Annotated in this window: 17 protein-coding genes; 5 read left to right on the forward strand and 12 right to left on the reverse strand. The window is 72.0% G+C overall.

Translation table 11 applies throughout. The features are described 5' to 3' along the window. Positions 1–5: 5 nt before the first annotated feature. On the reverse strand, positions 6–1,235 hold the full coding sequence (fahA, locus tag ACIPXM_RS02095; RefSeq protein WP_401650876.1) for a fumarylacetoacetase: 1,230 nt from the start codon (positions 1,233–1,235) through the stop codon (positions 6–8). Between the two features lie 302 nt (positions 1,236–1,537). On the opposite strand from fahA, the gene ACIPXM_RS02100 reads away from it, so the two are divergent. From ACIPXM_RS02100 to ACIPXM_RS02110, 3 genes are all read left to right on the forward strand, one after another. Continuing rightward, positions 1,538–2,818: an LPXTG cell wall anchor domain-containing protein gene (locus tag ACIPXM_RS02100; protein ID WP_401650879.1), complete on the forward strand. Its 1,281-nt coding sequence runs from the start codon at positions 1,538–1,540 to the stop codon at positions 2,816–2,818. A gap of 134 nt (positions 2,819–2,952) precedes the next feature. Next, positions 2,953–4,263 carry an LPXTG cell wall anchor domain-containing protein gene (locus ACIPXM_RS02105; protein WP_401650882.1) on the forward strand — a complete coding sequence of 437 codons (1,311 nt, stop codon included), beginning with the start codon at positions 2,953–2,955 and terminating at the stop codon, positions 4,261–4,263. Between the two features lie 79 nt (positions 4,264–4,342). Further along, positions 4,343–5,689, forward strand: a complete 1,347-nt coding sequence (locus tag ACIPXM_RS02110; RefSeq protein ID WP_401650884.1) for an LPXTG cell wall anchor domain-containing protein — start codon at positions 4,343–4,345, stop codon at positions 5,687–5,689. Between the two features lie 60 nt (positions 5,690–5,749). Here the strand turns inward: ACIPXM_RS02110 and ACIPXM_RS02115 are convergent, their stop codons facing one another. Together ACIPXM_RS02115 and ACIPXM_RS02120 are read right to left on the reverse strand one after the other, a co-directional pair. After that, a complete protein-coding gene (locus ACIPXM_RS02115) occupies positions 5,750–7,897 on the reverse strand; it encodes a CocE/NonD family hydrolase (RefSeq protein WP_401650887.1) in 2,148 nt (715 codons plus the stop codon). A gap of 41 nt (positions 7,898–7,938) precedes the next feature. After that, positions 7,939–9,444: a peptide MFS transporter gene (locus tag ACIPXM_RS02120; protein ID WP_401650890.1), complete on the reverse strand. Its 1,506-nt coding sequence runs from the start codon at positions 9,442–9,444 to the stop codon at positions 7,939–7,941. Between the two features lie 301 nt (positions 9,445–9,745). Between ACIPXM_RS02120 and ACIPXM_RS02125 the strand changes: the two genes are divergently transcribed. Then, a complete protein-coding gene (locus ACIPXM_RS02125; protein WP_401650893.1) occupies positions 9,746–10,756 on the forward strand; it encodes a polyprenyl synthetase family protein in 1,011 nt (336 codons plus the stop codon). A 188-nt stretch (positions 10,757–10,944) separates the two neighbouring features. Beyond that, the gene (locus ACIPXM_RS02130; protein ID WP_401650896.1) at positions 10,945–12,213 is read left to right on the forward strand and encodes an outer membrane lipoprotein carrier protein LolA; all 1,269 of its coding nucleotides are present in this window, start codon (positions 10,945–10,947) and stop codon (positions 12,211–12,213) included. A gap of 97 nt (positions 12,214–12,310) precedes the next feature. Here the strand turns inward: ACIPXM_RS02130 and ACIPXM_RS02135 are convergent, their stop codons facing one another. The 9 genes from ACIPXM_RS02135 to ACIPXM_RS02175 all read right to left on the reverse strand — a co-directional run bounded on the left by ACIPXM_RS02135 (position 12,311) and on the right by ACIPXM_RS02175 (position 19,993). Beyond that, the gene (locus ACIPXM_RS02135; RefSeq protein ID WP_401650899.1) at positions 12,311–13,624 is read right to left on the reverse strand and encodes a M28 family metallopeptidase; all 1,314 of its coding nucleotides are present in this window, start codon (positions 13,622–13,624) and stop codon (positions 12,311–12,313) included. Positions 13,625–13,916: 292 nt separating this feature from the next. Beyond that, positions 13,917–14,474 (reverse strand): GNAT family N-acetyltransferase, encoded by a 558-nt coding sequence (locus ACIPXM_RS02140; protein ID WP_401650902.1) that lies wholly within the window; start codon positions 14,472–14,474, stop codon positions 13,917–13,919. A 146-nt stretch (positions 14,475–14,620) separates the two neighbouring features. Next, positions 14,621–15,373 (reverse strand): class I SAM-dependent methyltransferase, encoded by a 753-nt coding sequence (locus ACIPXM_RS02145; protein ID WP_401650905.1) that lies wholly within the window; start codon positions 15,371–15,373, stop codon positions 14,621–14,623. Positions 15,374–15,434: 61 nt separating this feature from the next. Beyond that, entirely contained in the window at positions 15,435–16,172 is a 738-nt protein-coding gene (locus ACIPXM_RS02150) for a DUF4232 domain-containing protein (protein ID WP_401650908.1), read from the reverse strand. 106 nt (positions 16,173–16,278) lie between these two features. Then, positions 16,279–16,875 carry a hypothetical protein gene (locus ACIPXM_RS02155; RefSeq protein ID WP_401650911.1) on the reverse strand — a complete coding sequence of 199 codons (597 nt, stop codon included), beginning with the start codon at positions 16,873–16,875 and terminating at the stop codon, positions 16,279–16,281. Further along, on the reverse strand, positions 16,872–17,315 hold the full coding sequence (locus ACIPXM_RS02160) for a hypothetical protein (RefSeq protein WP_401650914.1): 444 nt from the start codon (positions 17,313–17,315) through the stop codon (positions 16,872–16,874). Before ACIPXM_RS02160 ends, ACIPXM_RS02155 begins: the two co-directional genes overlap by 4 nt. A 191-nt stretch (positions 17,316–17,506) precedes the next feature. Beyond that, positions 17,507–18,154 carry a hypothetical protein gene (locus ACIPXM_RS02165; RefSeq protein ID WP_401650917.1) on the reverse strand — a complete coding sequence of 216 codons (648 nt, stop codon included), beginning with the start codon at positions 18,152–18,154 and terminating at the stop codon, positions 17,507–17,509. Then, positions 18,151–18,894: an ATP-binding cassette domain-containing protein gene (locus ACIPXM_RS02170; RefSeq protein WP_401650920.1), complete on the reverse strand. Its 744-nt coding sequence runs from the start codon at positions 18,892–18,894 to the stop codon at positions 18,151–18,153. The genes ACIPXM_RS02165 and ACIPXM_RS02170 overlap by 4 nt, the downstream gene beginning before the upstream one ends. A gap of 157 nt (positions 18,895–19,051) precedes the next feature. After that, the gene (locus ACIPXM_RS02175; protein WP_401650923.1) at positions 19,052–19,993 is read right to left on the reverse strand and encodes a helix-turn-helix domain-containing protein; all 942 of its coding nucleotides are present in this window, start codon (positions 19,991–19,993) and stop codon (positions 19,052–19,054) included. Positions 19,994–20,156 lie beyond the last annotated feature (163 nt).

The following is a 20,156-nucleotide window of genomic DNA, read 5'->3' on the forward strand; positions in this document are numbered from 1 at the left end:
GGCGGTCAGCCCGCGGTCGGCGCGATCCGGCCGGTGACCTCGCCGAGCGCGACCCGGGTGCCGTCCGGGCCCGGGGCCCAGGCGGTGAGCGTCACCTCGTCGCCGTCCTCCAGGAACGTCCGCTTGCCGCCTTCGAGTTCGAGGGCGTCCCGGCCGTTCCAGGTGAGTTCGAGCAGCGAGCCGCGCTGTGCGGTCTCCGGGCCCGAGACGGTCCCGGAGCCGTACAGGTCGCCGGTGCGCAGCGAGGCGCCGTTCACCGTCATGTGGGCCAGCTGCTGGGCGGCGGTCCAGTACATGGTGGAGAACGGCGGCTCGGCGACGACCTCGCCGTTGATCGTCACGGTGATCCGCAGGTCGAAGCCGCCGGGCTCCTCCTCGGCCGAGTCGTCGAGGTACGGCAGAAGGCCGAAGTCGCGGGCGGGCGGTGCCGTACGGGCCGCGTCCAGGGCCTCCAGGGGGGTCACCCAGGCGGAGACGGAGGTCTGGAAGGACTTGCCGAGGAACGGGCCGAGCGGCACGTACTCCCACGCCTGGATGTCCCGCGCCGACCAGTCGTTCAGGAGGGTCAGCCCGAAGACGTGCTCGCGGAAGTCGGCGAGCGGGACCGGGCGGCCGAGCGTGGAGGGGGTGCCGACGAGGAAGCCGACCTCCGCCTCGATGTCCAGCTTCACCGAGGGCCCGAAGACCGGCGCCGGGTCGGTGGGGGCCTTGCGCTGGCCGGAGGGCCGTACGACGTCGGTGCCGGAGACCACGACCGTGCCGGCGCGGCCGTGGTAGCCGATCGGCAGGTGCTTCCAGTTGGGGGTGAGCGCGTCGCCGTCCGGGCGGAAGATCCGGCCCACGTTGGTGGCGTGGTGCTCGCTGGCGTAGAAGTCGACGTAGTCGGCGACCTCGTACGGCAGGTGCAGCGTCACCGTGTCCAGCGGGTGCAGCAGCGGCTCCACCACGTCCCGGTGCGCGGGCACCGTCACCCAGCCGGTGAGCGCCCGGCGCACATCGCGCCAGGCGGTCCGCCCGGCCGCGAGCAGCGGGTTCAGGCTGGGCCGGTCGAGCAGCTCCGCGTACGGCGAACCGAGCGCGTGCGCGGCGGCCCCCGCGTCGAGCACGTACCCGCCGATCCGGACGCCGACCCTGCGGCGCTCCGGCTCGTCGGCGGTGGAGAAGACGCCGTACGGAAGGTTGTGCGGACCGAAGGGATCGCCTTCGGGCAGGTCGAGCGGGCTCTGCTCGGGCATCGGTGCTTGCCTCGCTTTCCGGGTGTGTGGGGGACACGTTACGGGCCGTGCGCCGAGCCGCCGATGAGATGGATCACACAGAAAGTGCGGCCTCCGTGGGCAACTGTCCGGTTATGCCGGAGATGTGGTCGCTGTGTGGTCGCTGTGACGTGAGGTGCACCTGACGGAGCCGTCAAAGACGCTGGTCGGGTGGCTTGTTCCAGTCTTACGATCAGGCCGTCGTCGCGCCGCGTGAGGAACCCGCAGGCGCACGGCCCCCACATTCGATGCACGTCTTGGCTCGACCAGAAAAAGGGTCCATCTTGAAGATCCGCCGTACCCTCGCGACCGCCGTGGCCGTCGCCGCCGTGACCGCTCCGGTGATGCTGCTCTCCGCCGGCTCCGCGTTCGCCGACACCAAGCCCGCGCCCGCCGCCGAGTCGAAGGCGAAGCCGTCGATCGAGGAGCTGCGCCTCGCGGTCACCGCGGCCCAGCACGTCTACGACGAGGCCGTCATCGCCGAGGCCAAGGCCACCGACGGCGTCAAGGCCGTCGACAAGGCCGACCACCCGCTGCAGGTCGCGGCCGCCGACGCCAAGAAGGCGTCCGCCCTGGCCGCCGAGGCCAAGAAGGCCGCGGACACCAAGCTCGCCGACGCCAAGAAGGCGCGCGAGGAGCTGAAGCCGGGCGAGGACACGACCGCCGCCGACAAGGCCGTCGCCGACGCCCAGACCGCGGCCGACGCCGCGAAGACCGAGGCCGAGACGAAGGCCGCTGCCGCCGCCGAGGCCGTCGACAAGCTCGACGACGCGAGCGTCGAGGCGTTCCGTCAGCTGGGCGTCGCCCAGACGGCCAAGAAGGACGCGGCGAAGAAGCTGGACGCGGCCAAGCGGGCCCTGGCGGACGCCGAGGAGGAGCCGGACGGCTGCGTCGACGTCACCAAGTCCCTCACGGTCAGCGTGACCGGCCCGAAGACGGTCGCCGCCGGTGCCACCGGCACCTTCTCGGTGCGCGTCACCAACGGCACCAACGGCACCCTGGACATGCCGGGCGCCGCCTTCAACCTGGTCAACGCGGCCAACGGCGACGACTCGATCAACAAGTTCCTGGACGTCAAGGCGTCCGTGGGCGGCTCGGCGTGGCAGGGCCTCGACGGGGACTTCGGCGTCGTCGCCCTGAAGGCCATGAAGCCGGGCGCCACCGCCGACGTGAAGCTCCGGGTCGCGGTCAACACCAAGGCCCCGAAGGCCGAGGTCGTCCTCCTCGCGGCAGCGGGCTACGACAACAAGGACGAGTCCTGCGGCTGGGGCGGCGAGGCGGACGCCGAGTTCGCCATCACCAAGTCCGGCGCCACCAAGCCGACCCCGAAGCCGACCGAGTCGGGCGACGGTTCGACCGGCTCCGGCAACGGCAACACCACCGAGCAGGGCGGCTCCTCGAAGACCCCGGTGACCGGCGGCACGTCGGGCAGCACCACGGGCGGCAACCTGGCCAAGACCGGTGCGGGTTCGTCGACGATGCCGATCGCCCTCGCGGGCGGCGCGGCCGTGGTCCTGGGCGCGGGCGCGATGGTCATCGTGCGTCGCCGCAAGACCAACGCCTGAGCCTTCGGCACGGGGCCTCTGGTCCTGATCGCCGAGCGCTGATCACTGATCGCTGAGTACTGAGCACTGAGCACCAAACGGGTCCCGGTTCCGCACTGCGGAGCCGGGACCCGCGCCGTACGAGAGGAACCACCATGAACACCCGCCGTATTCTCGCGACGGCCGTCGCGGCTGCCGTGTCGGCGCCGCTGCTGCTGGCGGCCACGGCTCCCGCGTTCGCGGCCGGGACGCAGCCGTCCACCGGCGTCGCCGCCGAGGGACAGAAGGAGACGAAGCCGTCGATCGAGGAGCTGAAGCTCGCGGTCGAGAAGGCGCGCGGCCGGATCCACGAGGTCCACGAGGAGGCCGTCGTGGCGACGCGGGAGATCATGGCCGTCATCAGCACGATGGAGCCGGGCGGCACCCATTCGCTCCGCGTCGCGTACGACGAGGCCAAGCGTAAGGCCGTCGCCGCCGCCACCGCGAAGCGGGCCGCGGACGACAAGCTGACCACGGCGCAGAACGCGCTGAAGGCGCTGCCGGAGACCGCGCCGCAGGCCGAGAAGGACGCGGCGCGACGGGACGTGGCGGAGGCCACGACCGCGGCCGAGTCCGCCGCTGCCGCCAAGACCGCGGCCGACGCGCTGGCCGCCACGGCGGACGACGCCATCATCGATGAGCAGGCGCGGCTCTTCCACGAGTACGCCGTGAAGTTCGTCCCGCTCAGGGAGCAGGCCGAGAAGGCCCTCGCCGACGCCGAGAAGGCCCTCAAGGACGCCCTCGCGGCACGCCCCCCGTGGCAGTGCGACGACACCGTGGCGAACCCCGGCCTGGTCACCACGGCCACCGGCCCGGCCACCCTCACGGCCGGCCGGGACGGCGTCTTCACCCTGCGGGTCACCAACAAGGGCACGACCGCCGTCGACAAGCTTCGTCTCGAAGCCGGGTCGTTCGGCGTGGACCAGGCCGCGAAGGACCACCGGCATGTCCGGGTCGCCTCCGTCTCCCCGGGCGTCGCCTCGCTCGCGGCGGGCGGATCCGTCCAGTTCTCGGTACGGGTCAAGGTCGACGAGCGGACGAGGGCGCGGCGGGGGGTGCTGACCGCGAACGTCCGGTACGAGAACAAGGACGGCGTGTGCGGCGTCGGCGGCGAGAGCGCCGTGCGCGAGTACGCCATCGCCAAGGCCCCGGGGAAGCCCGGTGAGCCGACCGCACCCGGTGAGCCGACCGCGTCCGCCAAGCCGACGGCGCCCGCGAAGCCCGGCACCGGGACGAACGACGACAGCGGCACCACCGGCTCCACCACGGGCACCACCGGCACCACCGGCTCTGCTGGCGGCAACCTCGCCAGCACCGGCGCGGGTTCCTCCACGATGCCGATCGCCCTCGCGGGCGGCGCCGCCGTCGTGCTCGGCGCGGGCGCGATGGTCGTCGTCCGCCGCCGCAAGGCCGACGCGGACGCCTGACGCTCCGCCGGGGCGCGCCCCGCCGAGGCGCGCCCCGCACCTCCTCCGCCTTCGTTCGATCCCGACCAGAGAGGTCCCCATGAAGATCCGCCGTCTTCTCGCGACCGCCGTGACGACCGCCGTCGCGGCCACCGTCACCACGCCCCTCGTGCTGCTCGCCGCCGCGCCCGCCTTCGCCGACGAGAAGCCCGCCGGTCCCGCCGGTCCCGCCGCGCGCGAGCAGCAGCAGGACGAGCTGACCGGGCTGCGCGAGGCCGTCGCCAAGGCGAAGACGGCCTACGAGGCGGCCTACGCGGCCTACGGCGAGGCGAACGCGGCGCTCGCCGAGCTTGAGTCGGGCACGACCCCGGTCCGTACCGCCGCCGAGGAGGCCGAGAAGGCCGCGGCCGAGGCCGCCGAGGCCAGGGCGGCGGCGGACGCCGTCGTCGTCGACGCGCGCAAGAAGCTCGACGAGGCCGCCGAGGCGGACAAGGCCGCCGCGCGGCAGGCGCTCGAAGCGGCCGAGGCGAAGGCGGCGGAGGCCGCGAAGGCCCAGGTCACGGCCGAGGCGAGGAAGAGCGACACCGCGCGGGAGCTCAGCGGCGCGCTCGCCGAGGCCCGCCGGGCGAAGGTGGCCGCGCTGACCAAGGTCAACAGTGCCAAGGACGCGCTGGACGCCGCGGAGAAGGCTCTGGCGGACGCCGAGGCGGAGGGCCCCTGCAAGCCGCAGCCGCGGCTGGGCGTCCGGCTGACCGGGCCTTCGAAGGTCACCGCGGGTGTCCCGGCGGACTACACCCTGCGGGTGACCAACGGCACCGGCGGCAAGCTGGACCTGGTGGGCCTCGACTTCGTGGCCCAGACGACCGACAAGCACGACGAGCCGACCAACGACCGGATGAGGCTCCAGTACTCGACGGGCGGCGGCTGGCAGCGGTACGACCCGACCCAGGGCCTGCCCGACCTCGGCGCGATGGCCGCGAGCGCGCACAAGGACGTCAAGCTGCGGCTGACGATGGACGCGAAGTCCCCGGCCGGGTACGGCGTGTTCGGGTACGGCGCGGCCTTCATGAACGACGACGAGTCCTGCGGCTACTCGCCCGACGCGCAGTTCCTCGACTTCGGCATCGCCGCGGCGAAGCCGGGCAAGCCCGGCAAGCCGGGGGAGCCGGGGGAGACCGGCGGCACGTCCGGCACCTCCGGCACCACCGGTGCCGGTGCGAACGGCGGTTCCGGCACGGGCGGCGGCAACCCCGCCGAGCAGGGCGGCTCGTCGAAGACCCCGGTCACCGGCGGGACGTCGGGCACCGGCACCACCACCAGCGGCGGCGACCTGGCCACCACCGGCACCGACTCCCGCACGATGCCGCTGGCCCTCGCGGGCGGCGCGGCCGTGGTGCTGGGCGCGGGCGCGATGGTCGTCGTCGCCCGCCGCCGCAAGAACGCGTAGGCGCGCAAGGCACGCGAGGGGCCGGGGGCGGGCGGGGGAGCGGGGCCCCGGCCCCGCTCCCTACCCCGCCGTCCTGGGGATCCGCTCCTCCCACGTCCGGTGGAACACGACCTCCCCGCCCTCCCGGCAGATCACCTCGTCCGACGTCACGAACGCGTCCGCGTCGCACCCGATCTCCGACCGCGTCTCGATCCGCACGTCCCACGCCAGTTCGGGCCGGTGCAGCCGGATCGACCAGTCCGAGCGGGTACGGGCCGTCAGCGGGCCCGCGTCGGCGATCGTGTACGTCTCCAGGGCGTCCTCGGTGAATTCGAGGCCGTCCGGGTAGACCCGGGTGCCGCCGTAGCGCGGGTCGACCTCCAGGCGCCACTCGCCCTTGGCGACGTCCCGCACCACCAGGCGCTCCGGGCGCGGCTCGTCCAGGGTGCGCGGGTAGACCACGCCGAGGGGTTCGGACTGCTCCGGCGGGCCGAAGTCGACGGCGTCCGCGGCCGCCGCCGAAGGGGCCGGGCGGGTGCGGACCGGCAGGGTCAGCGAGGAGCCGTCCGGGTCCAGGGTGAAACCGGCCGCGTCCGGCTGCGGCCAGATCCACGGCCAGTACGTGGAGGAGACGGCGAGCCGGACCCGGTGGCCGGGCGGGAAGGTGTGCCCGATGCCGTTCAGCTCGAAGACGAACTCCTCCGTCTCGCCGATCTGCGCCTCCACCGCCCGGTCCCGCCCGTAGCGCGCCGAGAAGTTCAGCGCGCCCCGGGTGACCAGCGTGGACGAGCCGTCCGGGGCCACGTCGCAGAGCCGGGCGATCACCTGCCCGGTCGGCGCCGCCGCGCGCAGCGCGAGCCGTACCGAGGGCCGCCCCAGGATCTCGATCGGCGTCCCGCCGTCCGCCGCCTCCGGCACCGGGAAGTCGAAGCACGCCCCGTACGCGTCCTCCGCCCGCTGGTCCGGCGGCAGGTCGGCGTCGTTGCCGAACGGGAAGAAGCGCCCCGCGTCCAGGCCGGTGTGCTGCGGCGAGTCGACCTCGACCGGGTCGCCCTGGAACCCGTACTCCACCGGCGTCACGTGCGGCGAGGGCCAGGCCGGGTCCGTCACCCAGCGCCCGGGCAGTTCCGCGTACACCGTCGCGGGCGGGTGCGAGTCGCTGATCCAGGAGCGCAGCAGCGGTTCGGCCATCACGTCGTTCTCGACGCCCTTGAGGTGGTGGTCCCACCAGCGCAGCGTCTCCTGGAGGAAGCCGATCGCCGGGCCCGGCGGCAGTCCGCGGTCCGGGTACTGGTGCGACCAGGGCCCGATGATGCCCCGCACCCGGTCCTGCGGCAGGTGCTCGGCGAGCCGCAGCACGGTGTCCCGGTAGGGGTCGTGCCAGCCGCCGACCGCGAGCACGGCGGCCTTGATCGCCGAGTAGTCCTCGCAGACGCTGCCGTGCTTCCAGTAGTCGTCCCTGGTCTGGTGGGAGAGCCAGGTGTGGATGAAGGGCCGGACCGCGTCGAGCCGTTCCAGCCACATCTCGCGCCACTTGTCGCCGACGAACTGAGGGTCCGGCGGCCGGGACACGAAGGCCAGCATGGTCGCCGCCCACGCGTGCATGTCGACGGCGAGCACCGAGCCGCCCATGTAGTGCACGTCGTTGTCGTAGCGGTCGTCGGTGGAGCAGACCGTGACGATCGCCTTCAGGGGCTCGGGTGCGAGGGCCGCGATCTGCAGGCTGTTGAAGCCGCCCCAGGAGATCCCGAACATGCCGACCTTGCCGGTGCACCACGGCTGCTCGGCGAGCCAGTTCACCACGGCCACGCCGTCCGCCAGCTCGACGGCGTCGTACTCGTCGCCGGGCAGCCCGCCGCTGTTGCCGTGGCCGCGCACGTCGACCCGTACGGACGCGTAGCCGTGGCCCGCGTACCAGGGGTGCCGCTGCCAGTCCCGGGGCGCGGTCCAGTCGCTCAGCCGGTAGGGGAGGTATTCGAGCAGGGCGGGCACGGGCTCGTCCGTGACCGGCCGCCACACGCGCGCGTACAGCTCGGTCCCGTCCGGCAGCGGGATGCGGACGTCCTCGTGCCGGGTCTCGTACGGGAAGTCGGTCCTGATCGCGGTGGGGACCGGGGCGGGGGCCGGTGTGGGGGTCAGGCCGGCGGCCGTGCCTGCGGCCGGGGTGACGGCCGGGGTGACGGCCGGGGTGGCGGCCGTGGTGGAGCTCGCGGTGGGGATGTTCGTCATGGGGCGGTCACCTCAGGGGACGGGTGCACGGGGCGGTCACCTCAGTGGACGGGGTGCATGGTGCGGCGCAGCCAGGGCGCGAGGGCGATGACGCCGACGCCGACGGCGACCGCGATGGCTCCGTTCACGCCGAAGTAGGCGGGCTTGGAGACGTCGTCGTACAGCTTCACGGTCTGGGCCTGGATGCCGTTGGCGAGCGCGAGGGACAGGAACCAGAGCGACATCGTCTGGCTGGCGAACGCCTTGGGCGCGAGCTTGCTGGTGGCGGACATCCCGGAGGTCTCCAGGAGCACGTCGCCGAGGCCGAGCAGCAGGTACGAGCCGACGATCCACCAGGCGGCCATCTTGTACGTGTCGTCCGCGTGCCCCGAGGTCGGCAGGACCATCAGGAGGAAGGACAGGCCGCCCAGGATCACCCCGTACGCGATCTTGTTCGAGGCGTGCGGCTGGCGGTGGCCCATCCGGGCCCACACGGCGGCCACCACGGGCGCCAGGAGGACCTCGAAGGCGCCGAGGGCGGAGGCGTACCAGCTGGCCGGGAAATCGAAGCCCAGGATGGTCGTGCGGGCGTTCGTGGAGGCGAGCAGCATCATCGTCGAGTACGCCTGGAACAGGATGAAGTTGAACGCCACCGAGGCGAGGAAGAGCACGATGTACGGCTTGAGCCGGCCGCGCTCCTCCGCCGTCACGCGCGGGCTCGCGAACATCACCCAGAAGTAGACGACCGGCGCGATCACCGAGATCAGGGTGAGCAGGTCGACGAACCGGTCCATGGTCAGCCAGCCCGCCATGGCGAGCGCGCCCGCGACCACGGCGACCACGACGGTCCCGATCACGATCATGCGGATCGCGCGGCGCAGCGCGTCGGGTGCGAGCGCGGACTCGGCGGAGTGCTTGCGTCCGGCCAGGTGGCGGCGCCCGGCCACGTACTGGATCAGGCCGAAGGTCATGCCGATCGCGGCGGCCGAGAAGCCCCAGTGCCAGCCCTTGTGGTCGCCGAGCCAGCCGGTGATCAGCGGTCCGGCGAAGGCGCCGATGTTGATCGCCATGTAGTAGAGCGCGAAACCGGCGTCGCGCCGGTCGTCGTCGGTGCGGTAGAGCTTGCCGACCATGGTGGCCACGTTCGGCTTGAGCAGGCCGGTGCCCGCGCTGATCAGGCCGAGGCCGACCCAGGTCATGGCGGCGGTCGGGACGGCCATCGAGTAGTGGCCGCAGGCGATCAGGATGCCGCCCCAGAGCACCGCCCGGTACGAGCCGAGGATCCGGTCGGCGAGCCAGCCGCCGGCCACCGAGACCAGGTAGACGAGGGTGCCGTACGCCGCCGAGACGGAGGCGGCGGTGCCCGGGTCCATGCCCAGGCCGCCGTGGGCCACGGTGTCGGCGAAGTAGAGGACGAGGATCGCCTGCATGCCGAGGAACGAGAACCGCTCCCAGACCTCCAGGCCCGAGAGGGTGAGCAGGCCCTTCGGGTGGCCGAGGAAGGCCCTGTCGTCCTCGGGCGGCGGCTGCTCGTCGTTCGTGCCGGTGTCGATCTCTGTTCGGGACAAAACGCCTACTCCTGGTCGTATGAGCTGATCACGAACATACCGGGGGTGACGGGAAGGCGCCCACGGTGATCGAAACGTGACCGGATACGCTGGCTTGAGTGAATGGACCGACACATCGACAATCCGAGTGATCGGCGTGCGGTTCAGGAGCGTCAGCAGGAAGCGTCCTCAGGTGTGTCGGCACCCGCGGACACCACACGCAGCACCCACGCACCACCCCATGCAGCACCCACGCACCACCCCATGCACCACATGCGTCATGGACAGCGTCAGCAGACGTCAGCAGACAGGAGAACCCCTCGTGACCGTCGTCGGGCCGTTCGGTCTTAGCGTGCGGGACCAGGCTCTCGAAGCCGATGTCCAGACCGGCTTGGCCGCCGTGGAGGCGGGACTCCTCGACGCCACCAAGAGCGACGTGCCGTTCATCACCGAGGCCGCCCAGCATCTGGTGCTCGCGGGCGGCAAGCGGTTCCGGCCGCTCCTGGTGATGCTCGCCGCCCAGTTCGGCGACCCGTACGCGCCGGGCGTGGTGCCCTCCGCCGTCGTCGTCGAACTCACCCACCTGGCGACGCTCTACCACGACGACGTCATGGACGAGGCGGCCGTACGGCGCGGCGTCGCCAGCGCCAACACCCGCTGGGGCAACTCGCTCGCCGTCCTCACGGGTGACTTCCTCTTCGCCCGCGCCTCGCACACGCTCGCGGACCTCGGACCCGAGGCCGTACGCATCCAGGCCGAGGCGTTCGAACGGCTGGTGACCGGACAGATCCTGGAGACCGCGGGCCCGCAGGAGGGCCGCGACCACGTCGACCACTACCTCGACGTGCTCGGCGGCAAGACCGGCTCTCTGGTCGCCGTCTCCTGCCGCTTCGGCGCGATGATGTCCGGCGCCGACGAGAGCGTCGTCGACATCCTCACCCAGTACGGCGAGCGGCTCGGCGTCGCCTTCCAGCTCGCCGACGACGTCCTCGACATCGCCTCCGACGGCCACGAGTCCGGCAAGACCCCGGGCACCGACCTCCGCGAGGGCGTCCCCACCCTGCCGGTGCTCCACCTGCGCACCGCCGTGGCCGCCCACGGCCGCCCCGAGGACGTGGCCCTCCTCGCCCTCGTCGAGGGCGACCTGACGGACGACGCCCGGCACGCCGAGGCCCTGACCCGGCTGCGCGCCCACGCCTGCCTGGAGCAGGCCCGCCAGGACACCGTCCGCTACGCGGAGGAGGCCCGCGCGATGCTGGCCCCGCTGCCGGAGGGCTACGCGAAGTCGGCGCTGCGGGAACTGTGCGACGCGGTGGTGCACCGGGCCGGTTAGGCCGCAGGCGGGGTCCCGGGTCCATGGGGCCCGGAGTCCGCGCCGGACCACCGCGTGGACTAGGGGGTCTCGGGGTCGGGTCATCCTGGAGAGGTACGTCAGGTTGATCCCGGGGGCTGACGATTCCGGTCCGCCGTCCTGGTGAGATGGAGACATCGACAACGGAGGGCACGGAGGTATCGCAGATCATGGCAGCTAAGCGCAAGGCAAGCCGTTACGTCGTCCCGGTCGCGGTGGCCGGGGTGGCCGCGGCGACCATCGGCCTGGTGCCGGCGCTCGCCGCGTCCGGCGACCCGGACCTGCCGGAGATCACGGCGCAGCAGCTCATCGAGAAGATCGCCGCCTCGGACACGCAGACGCTGTCCGGCACGTTCAAGATCAGCACGGACCTGGGCCTGCCGTCCATCGCGGGTCTCCTCCCCTCGGCCGTCCCGTCCGGGCCCGGCGGTGGCTCCTCGGTCGACCCGACCGAGAAGCTGACCCAGCTGATCTCGGGCTCGCACACCCTGCGGGTGGCCGCGGACGGCCCGGACAAGCAGAAGCTGACGCTGCTCGACGGCTCCGACGAGTACACCCTCGTGCACAACGGGGACGACGTCTGGGCGTACGACAGCAAGTCCAACGAGGTCATGCACGAGAAGGGCGCGGGCGAGCTCGGCGGCGACCGTGGCGACCGCGGCGGTGACCACGGGAAGGCGAAGACGCCCGGGAAGGACCTGCCGGTCTCCCCGAAGCAGCTCGCGGACGAGGTCCTGAAGGCGGCCGGGGACACCACCTCGATCACCGTCGGCGGCACCGCGAACGTCGCGGGCCGCGACGCCTACCAGCTCGTCATCAAGCCCAAGCAGTCCGGCTCGATGGTCGAGTCCGTGAAGATCGCGGTGGACGCCGGCACGGGCACGCCGCTGAAGTTCACGCTCGACTCGGTGAGCGGCGGCAAGCCGGTCCTCGACGCCGGCTTCACCAAGGTGGACTTCGCCAAGCCCGCCGCCGACACCTTCGACTTCAAGGCGCCGAAGGGCGCCAAGGTGACCGAGGGCGGCGCCGAGAAGGCGGGCAAGGAGTTCGGCGAGGAGTTCGGCAAGGACGCGGGCAAGGGCGGCCAGGACGAGTTCGGCAAGGGCTTCGAGAAGGGCCTCGGCGGCATCTTCGGCGACCTCGGCATGGGCGCCGAGGGCGGCAAGGGCGGCCCCGACGGCGGCTTCAACGTCATCGGCGAGGGCTGGACCACCATCGCCAGGCTCGACACCGGCGCCCCGGCGCCCAAGACCGACGAGGCGCCGAAGGAGTTCCAGGGCTTCCTCGACTCGTTCGGCGACAAGGTCACCGGGAAGTTCGGCTCCGGCACGGTCTTCAAGACCAAGCTGGTCAACGCCCTGATGACGGACGACGGCAAGATCTACGTCGGCGCCGTCACCCAGGACGCGCTGGTGAACGCGGCGAACTCCGCCAAGTAGACCGCAGGTTCCGCGGCCGACCGGACGGAGTCCGTGCGGAAGTGGTGATCCCGGGTGGGTCGGGGCTGATGTCACCGACCCACCCGGGCGTCTCTCGTTACGGGAACGTCAGCTTGAAGCCGCTGATGTAGCCCGTGTCGACCGCGGCCTTGTCCTGCACCCGCAGCTTCCAGACACCGTTGGCGACCTCGGACGAGGCGTTCACGGTGTAGGTGGTGTTGATGTTGTCGGCGCTGCCGCCCGCCCGGTTGTGGACGTTGTAGACCGAGCCGTCGGGCGCGATCAGGTCGACGATCAGGTCACCGATGTACGTGTGGACGATGTCCACACCCACCTTGAGGGTGGCGGGCGCGTTGCCCGTGATGCCGGAGACAGTCACCGACGAGGTCACCGCGGCGCCGTTGTCCGGGATGGACACGTCGGCCGTGTTCTCGAAGACCGTGCCGGTCGGCGGGGTCGTCGTACCGCTCGACAGGTTCCACACCGCGTACGCGATGGCGTCCGCGTTGCGGTCCAGGGCGGTGTCGTTGATGTTCGCCGTCGTGTCGCACGACGCGTGGTAGCAGCGGTCGAACGCCTGGCCCTGGGTGCCGCCCCACTTCTGCGCCTGCGCCGCCGTCTTGGTGTAGTCGGCGCCCGAGAACAGCCCGCCGACCGGCACGCCCGCGCTCTTGAACGGCGCGTGGTCGGAACGCCCGTCGCCCTCGGTCTCGATCTCGGTCGGGATGCCGAGGCCCGCGTAGTAGTCCTTGAAGGTCTGCTCGATCGTCGGGTCGTCGTCGTAGACGAAGTAGCCCGGGTTCGGCGAGCCGATCATGTCGAAGTTCAGGTACGCCTTGATCTTGGCGCGCTCGGCGGCCGGGGTGTTGTTGACGTAGTGCTTCGACCCGATCAGACCCAGCTCCTCGGCGCCCCACCAGGCGAAACGCAGGTGCTTGGTGGGCTGGAAGTTGGTGCGGGAGACGGCGAGCGCGGTCTCCAGGATGGCGGCGGAGCCCGAGCCGTTGTCGTTGATGCCGGGCCCGGCGGTCACCGAGTCGAGGTGCGAACCGGACATGACAACCTGGTTCGGGTCGCCGCCCGGCCAGTCGGCTATCAGGTTGTAGCCGGTGGCGCCGCTGGAGGTGAAGGTCTGGAGCGACGTGGTGTAACCGGCCGCGTCCAGCTTGGCCTTGACGAAGTCGATGGACGCCTTGTAGCCGGTACGGCCATGGGCGCGGTTGCCGCCGTTGGCGGTGGCGATCGACTGCAGGTCGGCGAGGTGCTGCTTGACGTTGGTGACCGAGATGTCGGGCGGCGTGACGGCGGCGGCCCCGCTGGGGGCGGCCGAGGCCGGTACGGCCGCGGCGAAGGCGCCGAGCACCAGGGCCGAGGCTCCGGCCAGGGCGGACAGTCTCGCGGAGAGCTTCATGTGGGGGCTCCGGATTCCGAACTGGGGATGGGACGGAACGTGCGAGCGCCTCGCGTCGTGGGTGAGCGCGAGGCGTTGAAGCGGAGGAGCGAGGAGCTGAGGTTCGAGGAGCTGAGGTGCGGTGCACCGAGGTGCGGCAAGCTGACGTGCGGCAAGCTGAAGTGCGGCGGTGCGACGCGCTCACGAGCGTGGAGTGCGGCTGTGCGGCTGTGCGGCTGTACATCCGTGCGGCTGTGCCGTGCGTGACGAATGTTCAGTGAGAGTTTGACTCCCCGTCAAGAGCGTAATCCGGTCAGGCTCGTTCGCTGAGCGGACGCCACTCCTCGGCGAGCAGCCCGAGCAGCACCTCGTCCAGGATCTCGCCGAGCACCCAGGCCGAGGAGCGCAGTACACCTTCCCTGACGAAGCCGTTGCGCTCGGCGGCGCCCAGCATGGCGGCGTTGTCCGCCAGCGTCTCGATCTGGAGCCGCCGCAGACCGCGCACCACGAACCCGTAGTGGCACAGGGTGTCCACGACATCGCTCGCGTACCCCTTGCCGCGCGCGGCCGGCATCAGGGCGAGCCCGATGTGCGCGAGCCGGTTGTGGGTGTCGATGCCCCAGAGGGAGGCGTTGCCGACGAGCGCGCCCGCGCTGCCGTCCTCGGTCAGCTCGACCACGGAGAACGGCACGTACCGTTGCACGGAGTCGTCCACCGCGAGATGGGTCTCCGGCGAGCCGGGCGTGAGCGGCCGCCACGGCTCGGCCTGCGCACGCGAGTGGGTGACCACGTCGTCGTACAGCGCGGCCTGGAGTACGGGAATGTCGTCGTCGTGCCGGGCCCGCAGCCCGATCCTCTTGCCCACCAGCATGGGCTCTTCCTATCCGCCGGTCGGGCGCAGCGGCAAACAGTTTTCCCGGCTCCTGGGGCCTGGGTCCCGGTCCTGGGTCCCGGTCCTGGGTCCCGGTCCTGGGTCCCGGTCCTGGGTCCCGGTCCTTGTCCGGCTCCTGGGCCGGGTCAGGCGGGCGGCCGCTGCGCCATGACGACGACGCCGGGGCCGCTGAACTCGCCTGCCGGAAGCCGCAGTTCGGCGACGGTGCGCAGCCCGGCCGCCTCGACGAGCGCCACGATCTCTTCCGGCTGCCAGCGGTGCGTGGTCCACCGTACGGGCACTCCGCCGTACGCCTCGGTACGGACGACGTCACCGTCGCCGACGTGGGTGGCCACGATCAGCTGCCCGCCGGGCCGCAGGGCGCGCGCGAAGCGCCCGTACACCTGGGGCAGGACGGTCCTGGGCAGGTTGAACAGCGACCACCAGCCCAGGATCCCGCCGAACGAGGCGTCGGCGAGGTCGAGTTCGGTGGCGGAGGCGACCTCGAAGCGGCAGCGCGGGTAGAGACGGCGGGCGTTCGCCACCATCCGCGGCGACAGGTCGACGCCGGAGGCGTCGATCCCGCGCTCGGCGAGATATCCGGTCACGATCCCGGGCCCGCAGCCGACGTCGAGGACCGGCCCGAGCCCGGCCACGGAGTCGGCGAAGGCGTCGACGGCGGCCTTGAGCCAGGGGTCGCGGCGGATGTCGCCCATGCCGGTGGTGGCGACCAGGTGGGCGTAGGTGTCGGCGACGCGGTCGTACGAGTCACGGACGGTGTCGAGATCGGCGGGCCGGTCGACGTGCCGGTCCGAAGGGGCGACGGGGCGGGCGGTGTGCCGGGCGGTGTGCTGGTCATCGGATCCGGCGGAGTCGGCGGGGCGGGCGGGTTCGGTCATGGGAAGCACCCTGACGCGGTGCGGCGCGTTCGTCCAGAACCGCCCGCCGCCGTCGACGCGGTCAGGACGAGGTGACCGGCCGCATGGCGAGCCCCTCGGTGCCCGCCCAGTAGGTGACGCGCTGGCCGTCGTCCGCCGGGAACGACCGGACCGGCATCCGCACGGCGACCGGCTTGCCCGGCTCGGCCTCGCCGCCGGGGCTGCCGAGGCCGAGCTTCATGGACGTCACGTCGTAGGTGTCCATGTGCCCGCCGGTGGCGAGCAGACCGGCGTACGCCTTGCCCCCGGGCGTGAGCGTGAGCACCTCACCGGGGTCGGTCTCCTGCTTGACCGGGGTGTGGCCCTTCGCGTTGCCGAGGGTGACCTCGGGGGCGCCCTGGAGGTCGCACTTCTTGCCGCTGGTGTTGGTTGCGACGATCAGGATGTGCCGTACGGACTGCCCCTTCGGGTCGTAGTTCGTCGCGGTGACGGCCAGGTCCTTGATGTCGCACAGCGGCACCTCGGAGCTGCCGCCGCCGCTGCGGCTGGTGCTGGGGCTGGCCTTCGGCGGGTCGCTCGACTCGGAGGGGCTGGGGGCTGGGGCATCCGAACTGGGCGAGGCGCTCGTGGTGCCCGGGGCGGCGGAGTCCGTGGCACTCGGCGCGGCGGACGTCGTCTTCCCGCCCCCGGCGGCGTCGTCCGACCCGCCCCCGCACGCGGCGGTCCCGAGCAGCGCGGCAACGGCCACCACCCCGAGCCCGACGGCCCGCCGCCGCCGCTCGCGACGGCCCTGGCTTCTCACAACTGCGGTGGTTCTCATGGCTTTTCCCCCTGGTGACCGGATCAACGGCCGAACGATGGCGCGTCAGGATCGCACGCACGGGGAGACGCCGAGGGGGCGCCTTCGGTTCTCGCGGCGACACGGCCTAGGTGTCGATCCGAAGCGGTGGTCGGGTCCAGAAGGCTGTCGTCGTCGCGCCGACGCACACAGCGCCAAGTGCCGTAGCCATGGCGAGGGTTGAGTCGGCGGGGTGAAGGAGCCACGCCCAGGACTTGGCGTCACCGCTCGGTCCCCAGCCGCTCGCCGCGAGGACGAGGGGGATCGCGGCGAGGGTGGCCCCGGTGAGTCGCGTACCCAGGACGGGGTGGAGCAGCAGGGCGAGGCCCACGTAGCCGGCCACGTTCCGGCCGAGGATCACCGCGAGGTCCGAGCTCAGAGCGACATGCGAGAGGACCGCGGCAAGCATTCCCCCGGCCGCGACGAGGAGGCCGAGAGCGGCGTCCCAGGACCTCAGGTCGCGTACGGCGATGCCCTCGGTCCGCGTCTCGCCTCGGCCGAAACCGTAGAGGAGGGTCACCGCCGGGATGAGGGTCATGAGATGCGCCAGAAGGAACTGGCCGGACTGCCCCACCAGGACGGGCACGGGAAGTTCGAGGTTGCCGACCAGCAGGCCGAGGGCGACCGTACCGATCGTCGCCAGCGCGATGACGGGCACGGCGCGGACCTTGCACCACCAGATCATCCGGCGGCCCCCGTGACGCCGGTGACGCCGAGTCGCGGCGGTGTGCCGCAGACAGTCATCGCCTTCCGGTTCCGCTGGTACCACGCGAGTTGCTTGCCTGCGGGCAAGGCCCTCACTTGCTCCACCAGGGCTGCCTCCTCGGTCGCGAAGTCCCCGGCCACGGTGCCGGACGGGACGCCCGCGGTGGCATAGAGCCAGGCCGTCAACGGTCCGGCGGCGGCAGCGGCGGGATACGGCTCTCCGTTCAGGGCACAGGAGGGGGGCTCGGGGAGCAGGCCGGAGGCGACCCCGCCGGGGATGTCCGCGGCCTGGGCGTCGGGCGCTATGTCGAGCTTCGAGGCGTCAGGTCCCGGATGGGCGGCCATCGTGAGCGTCCGTGGAGTCTGTATGCCCGCGGTCCTCAGTTTCTCCGCCGCGATCCGGACGTTCCGGCTGACCATTCCGGGATCTTCGACCTCGGGCCACAGGCAGACCCGGGGGCGGCCGGTCTCGTCGCAGACGAGTGCGTGCGTCGACCGGTCCCGTACGGGTTCGGGCCCCAGGTCACGCACCACGAGCCACGATGTGCCCAGCCCCGCGGCCACGACGGCCGTGGCCGCCGCGAGCGGAAGCGCCGTGCCGCGGAAGCGGATCAGCACGAGCGCGGCGCCCGTGACCCCTGCGGCGAACAGGGCACCTCCCCACAAGGCCCTGTCGTCGACCGACGCGTCACGGCGCAGCAACTGCTCAATCCTCCGCCCACGAGGTGGCGGAGCCAGAAGACGCCCCATGAGGCGGGGTAGGCGTTCATGAAGAAGCTGCCGATCAGGGCGAGCGGTGCTGCAAGGACCCCCGGCATCACGAGGCCGACGATGCTCCCGGCGAGGGTGTTCGCGACCAGGACCGCCGTGGCGACCGCCAGGATCCCGAAGTGCGGCAGGCCGAGCGGCACGTCGGCGGCCGTGGCAGCCGTGAACAGAGCGACGAGGATGCCCAGCACTCCCATGGCTGCCACGGGGACCAGCACAGGAATCGTGATGCCCAGTGGGCCGCGTACCGGCGCCTGGTCGAAGACGCGCCCCTTGGCGAGACGCGCTCCTTCCCATGCGGCGGACGCGGCACAGGCGGCGGCGACGAAGGGGAGGGCGAAGGCCGCGCCACCCGTGGCCGACGCCCAGTAGTGGGGCGTCACCCAAGCGGAGAGATCGTCACCGAGGGCAAGGAACACGAAGCCCACGAGAAGCGGCAGCAGGACGGTCGCGGACGAGGACCGCAGGACAGTGCGCAGGAGCATGGTCACGCCTCCCGGCCGACGAGCAGGGTGTACGCCGCCTCGGCGTTCTCGCGCGGGGAGCCGACTCCGTCGGCCAGCGCGTGGAACTCGCGCGTGCTGCCCTGAAACCGGACGGTACCCGCGTCGAGGACCACGACTTCCTGGTAGAGATCGGCCAGGTCCTCCGTCTGGTGCGTCGACACGACGACGCGGACCGATTCGCTGAGCTCCGCCACGAGGTCGCGGAACACGCCGCGTTGCGTGGGGTCGAGACCTGCGGTGGGCTCGTCCATCAGGACGATCTCGCTCTGGTGCGTCAGGGCTCCGGCGATCCCCATGCGGCGTAATTGCCCACCGGAAACCTCGTGGCTCTTGCGGCCCGCCAGTTTCTCCAGCCCCACGCGCGCGATCGCCTGCTCCGACACCTGCCACGCCGAGGCCCTGGAGAGGCCCTTCAGCCAGCCCGCGTAAGCGACTTGTTCGCGGACGGTGAGACCGGGAACGGGCGTGATCTGTTGCGGGATCCAGGCGACGGCTCGACGGTAGCCGGCCCGCTTGCTGCGCGTGGAGGGGGTAGTTCCGTTCCAGCAGACCCGTCCGCTCGTCGGCGTCAGATGCGATGCCGCCAACGCCATCAAGGTCGATTTACCGGCTCCGTTCGGGCCGAGGAGAACGGTGGAAGGACTCTCGAACTGTGCCGAGAAGTCCGAGAGGACGCCGCTCTTCCTTCCGTACCGGAAGGAGACACCCGCGAAGGTCAGGGCCATGGCACGCATTCCGCCGCACTCCCATCGGAGCCGGCTTGTCTGGTGGTTCCCGTGCAGGAGGGTGCCCCGGGGAGATCGTCGGCCTCCGGGGCACCCGAAGTATGCCTGCGCCAGTACTGCGTGCTCACGCGCCGGGAAGCCGTTTCCGGCCAAAGCCCTAAGCGGCAGCTCTCGTGGCGGGCCCGCAGTCCCGGCACCGGCCCGGCGCGGCTGCGCGGAAGGCGCGGTCGCAGATGTCGCAGGTCTGGAACGGGTCCCGGGGCGGTGGCGCCGGGGGGCCGGCGGGGAGCGGTGGCGGGAGGAGATGGGTGAGCCGGTGGGCGAGGAGCCCGGCCGGGTGGGCCAGCCGGTCGGGCAGGCAGGCGCAGAGGGTGCGGGCGACGGCGTCGGGGTGGATGCCCCGGTCCAGCCAGGCGGTGACGCCGGGTGCGAGCCGTCGGATGTCCCGGGCGGAGAGCAGTAGCCGGGGCTCGTGGCGGCGGAGTCCGGCGAGGAGGGCGGTGGCGGGTGCGTGGGTGGGTGCGAGGGCGGGTGAGGCGGGCTCCGGCTCAGGGGTGAATTCGGGCTCGGGCCCGAACTCCGGCTCCGGCTCGCGCTCGAACTCCGGCTCGGAGTCGAATTCGGCCTCCGGCTCGCGCTCGAACTCCGGCTCAGGTTCGGGCTCCGGCTCGGGGTCGAACCAGGGCTCCGGCTCCGGCTCGGGATCAGGCTCCGGGTCCGGGTCCGGAGTCGGGTTCGGGGTCTCCCGTACGGGACGGGGCTCAGCCACCGGCCGGTTGTACGAGATCGTGCGCGGCACGATCCGCCCGTCCGGCAGCCGTTCGCGGATTCTGGCCAGGAAGCCCCACAGCTCCAGCTCCCGGAAGGCCCGGGCCACACGCAGCTCGCTCTCCGGGAACTTCGCGGCGATGGCCTTGATACTGACCTTCGCGCCGACGGGGAGCGACTGGATGTGGACGCCGAGTCCGATGGCGAGCAGTGAGAGCCCGTGGTGCTGGGCGAACCGGTTGTCGACGACCAGGTAGTGGGTCGTCAGGAGCACGTTGCGATGAACGAGCCCGGAGGCGTGCGGAAGCACGCTACGGTGAGTCGAAGCCATCGGGAAGGTCCTTGCTTCCTCGGTGGTCAGGCCCCCGATCGGGATTGCGAGTCCCGGCCGGGGGCCGACGTCTGTCTGGGGTTGTGGCGTGAGCATATGGCACCCAACCCGCCGGAAATCCAGCCCAGTTGGCATATGTCACCCGTGTGAGTGACGCCAGGAT

This window comes from Streptomyces sp. NPDC090025, assembly GCF_044748125.1.
GTDB lineage: Bacteria > Actinomycetota > Actinomycetes > Streptomycetales > Streptomycetaceae > Streptomyces.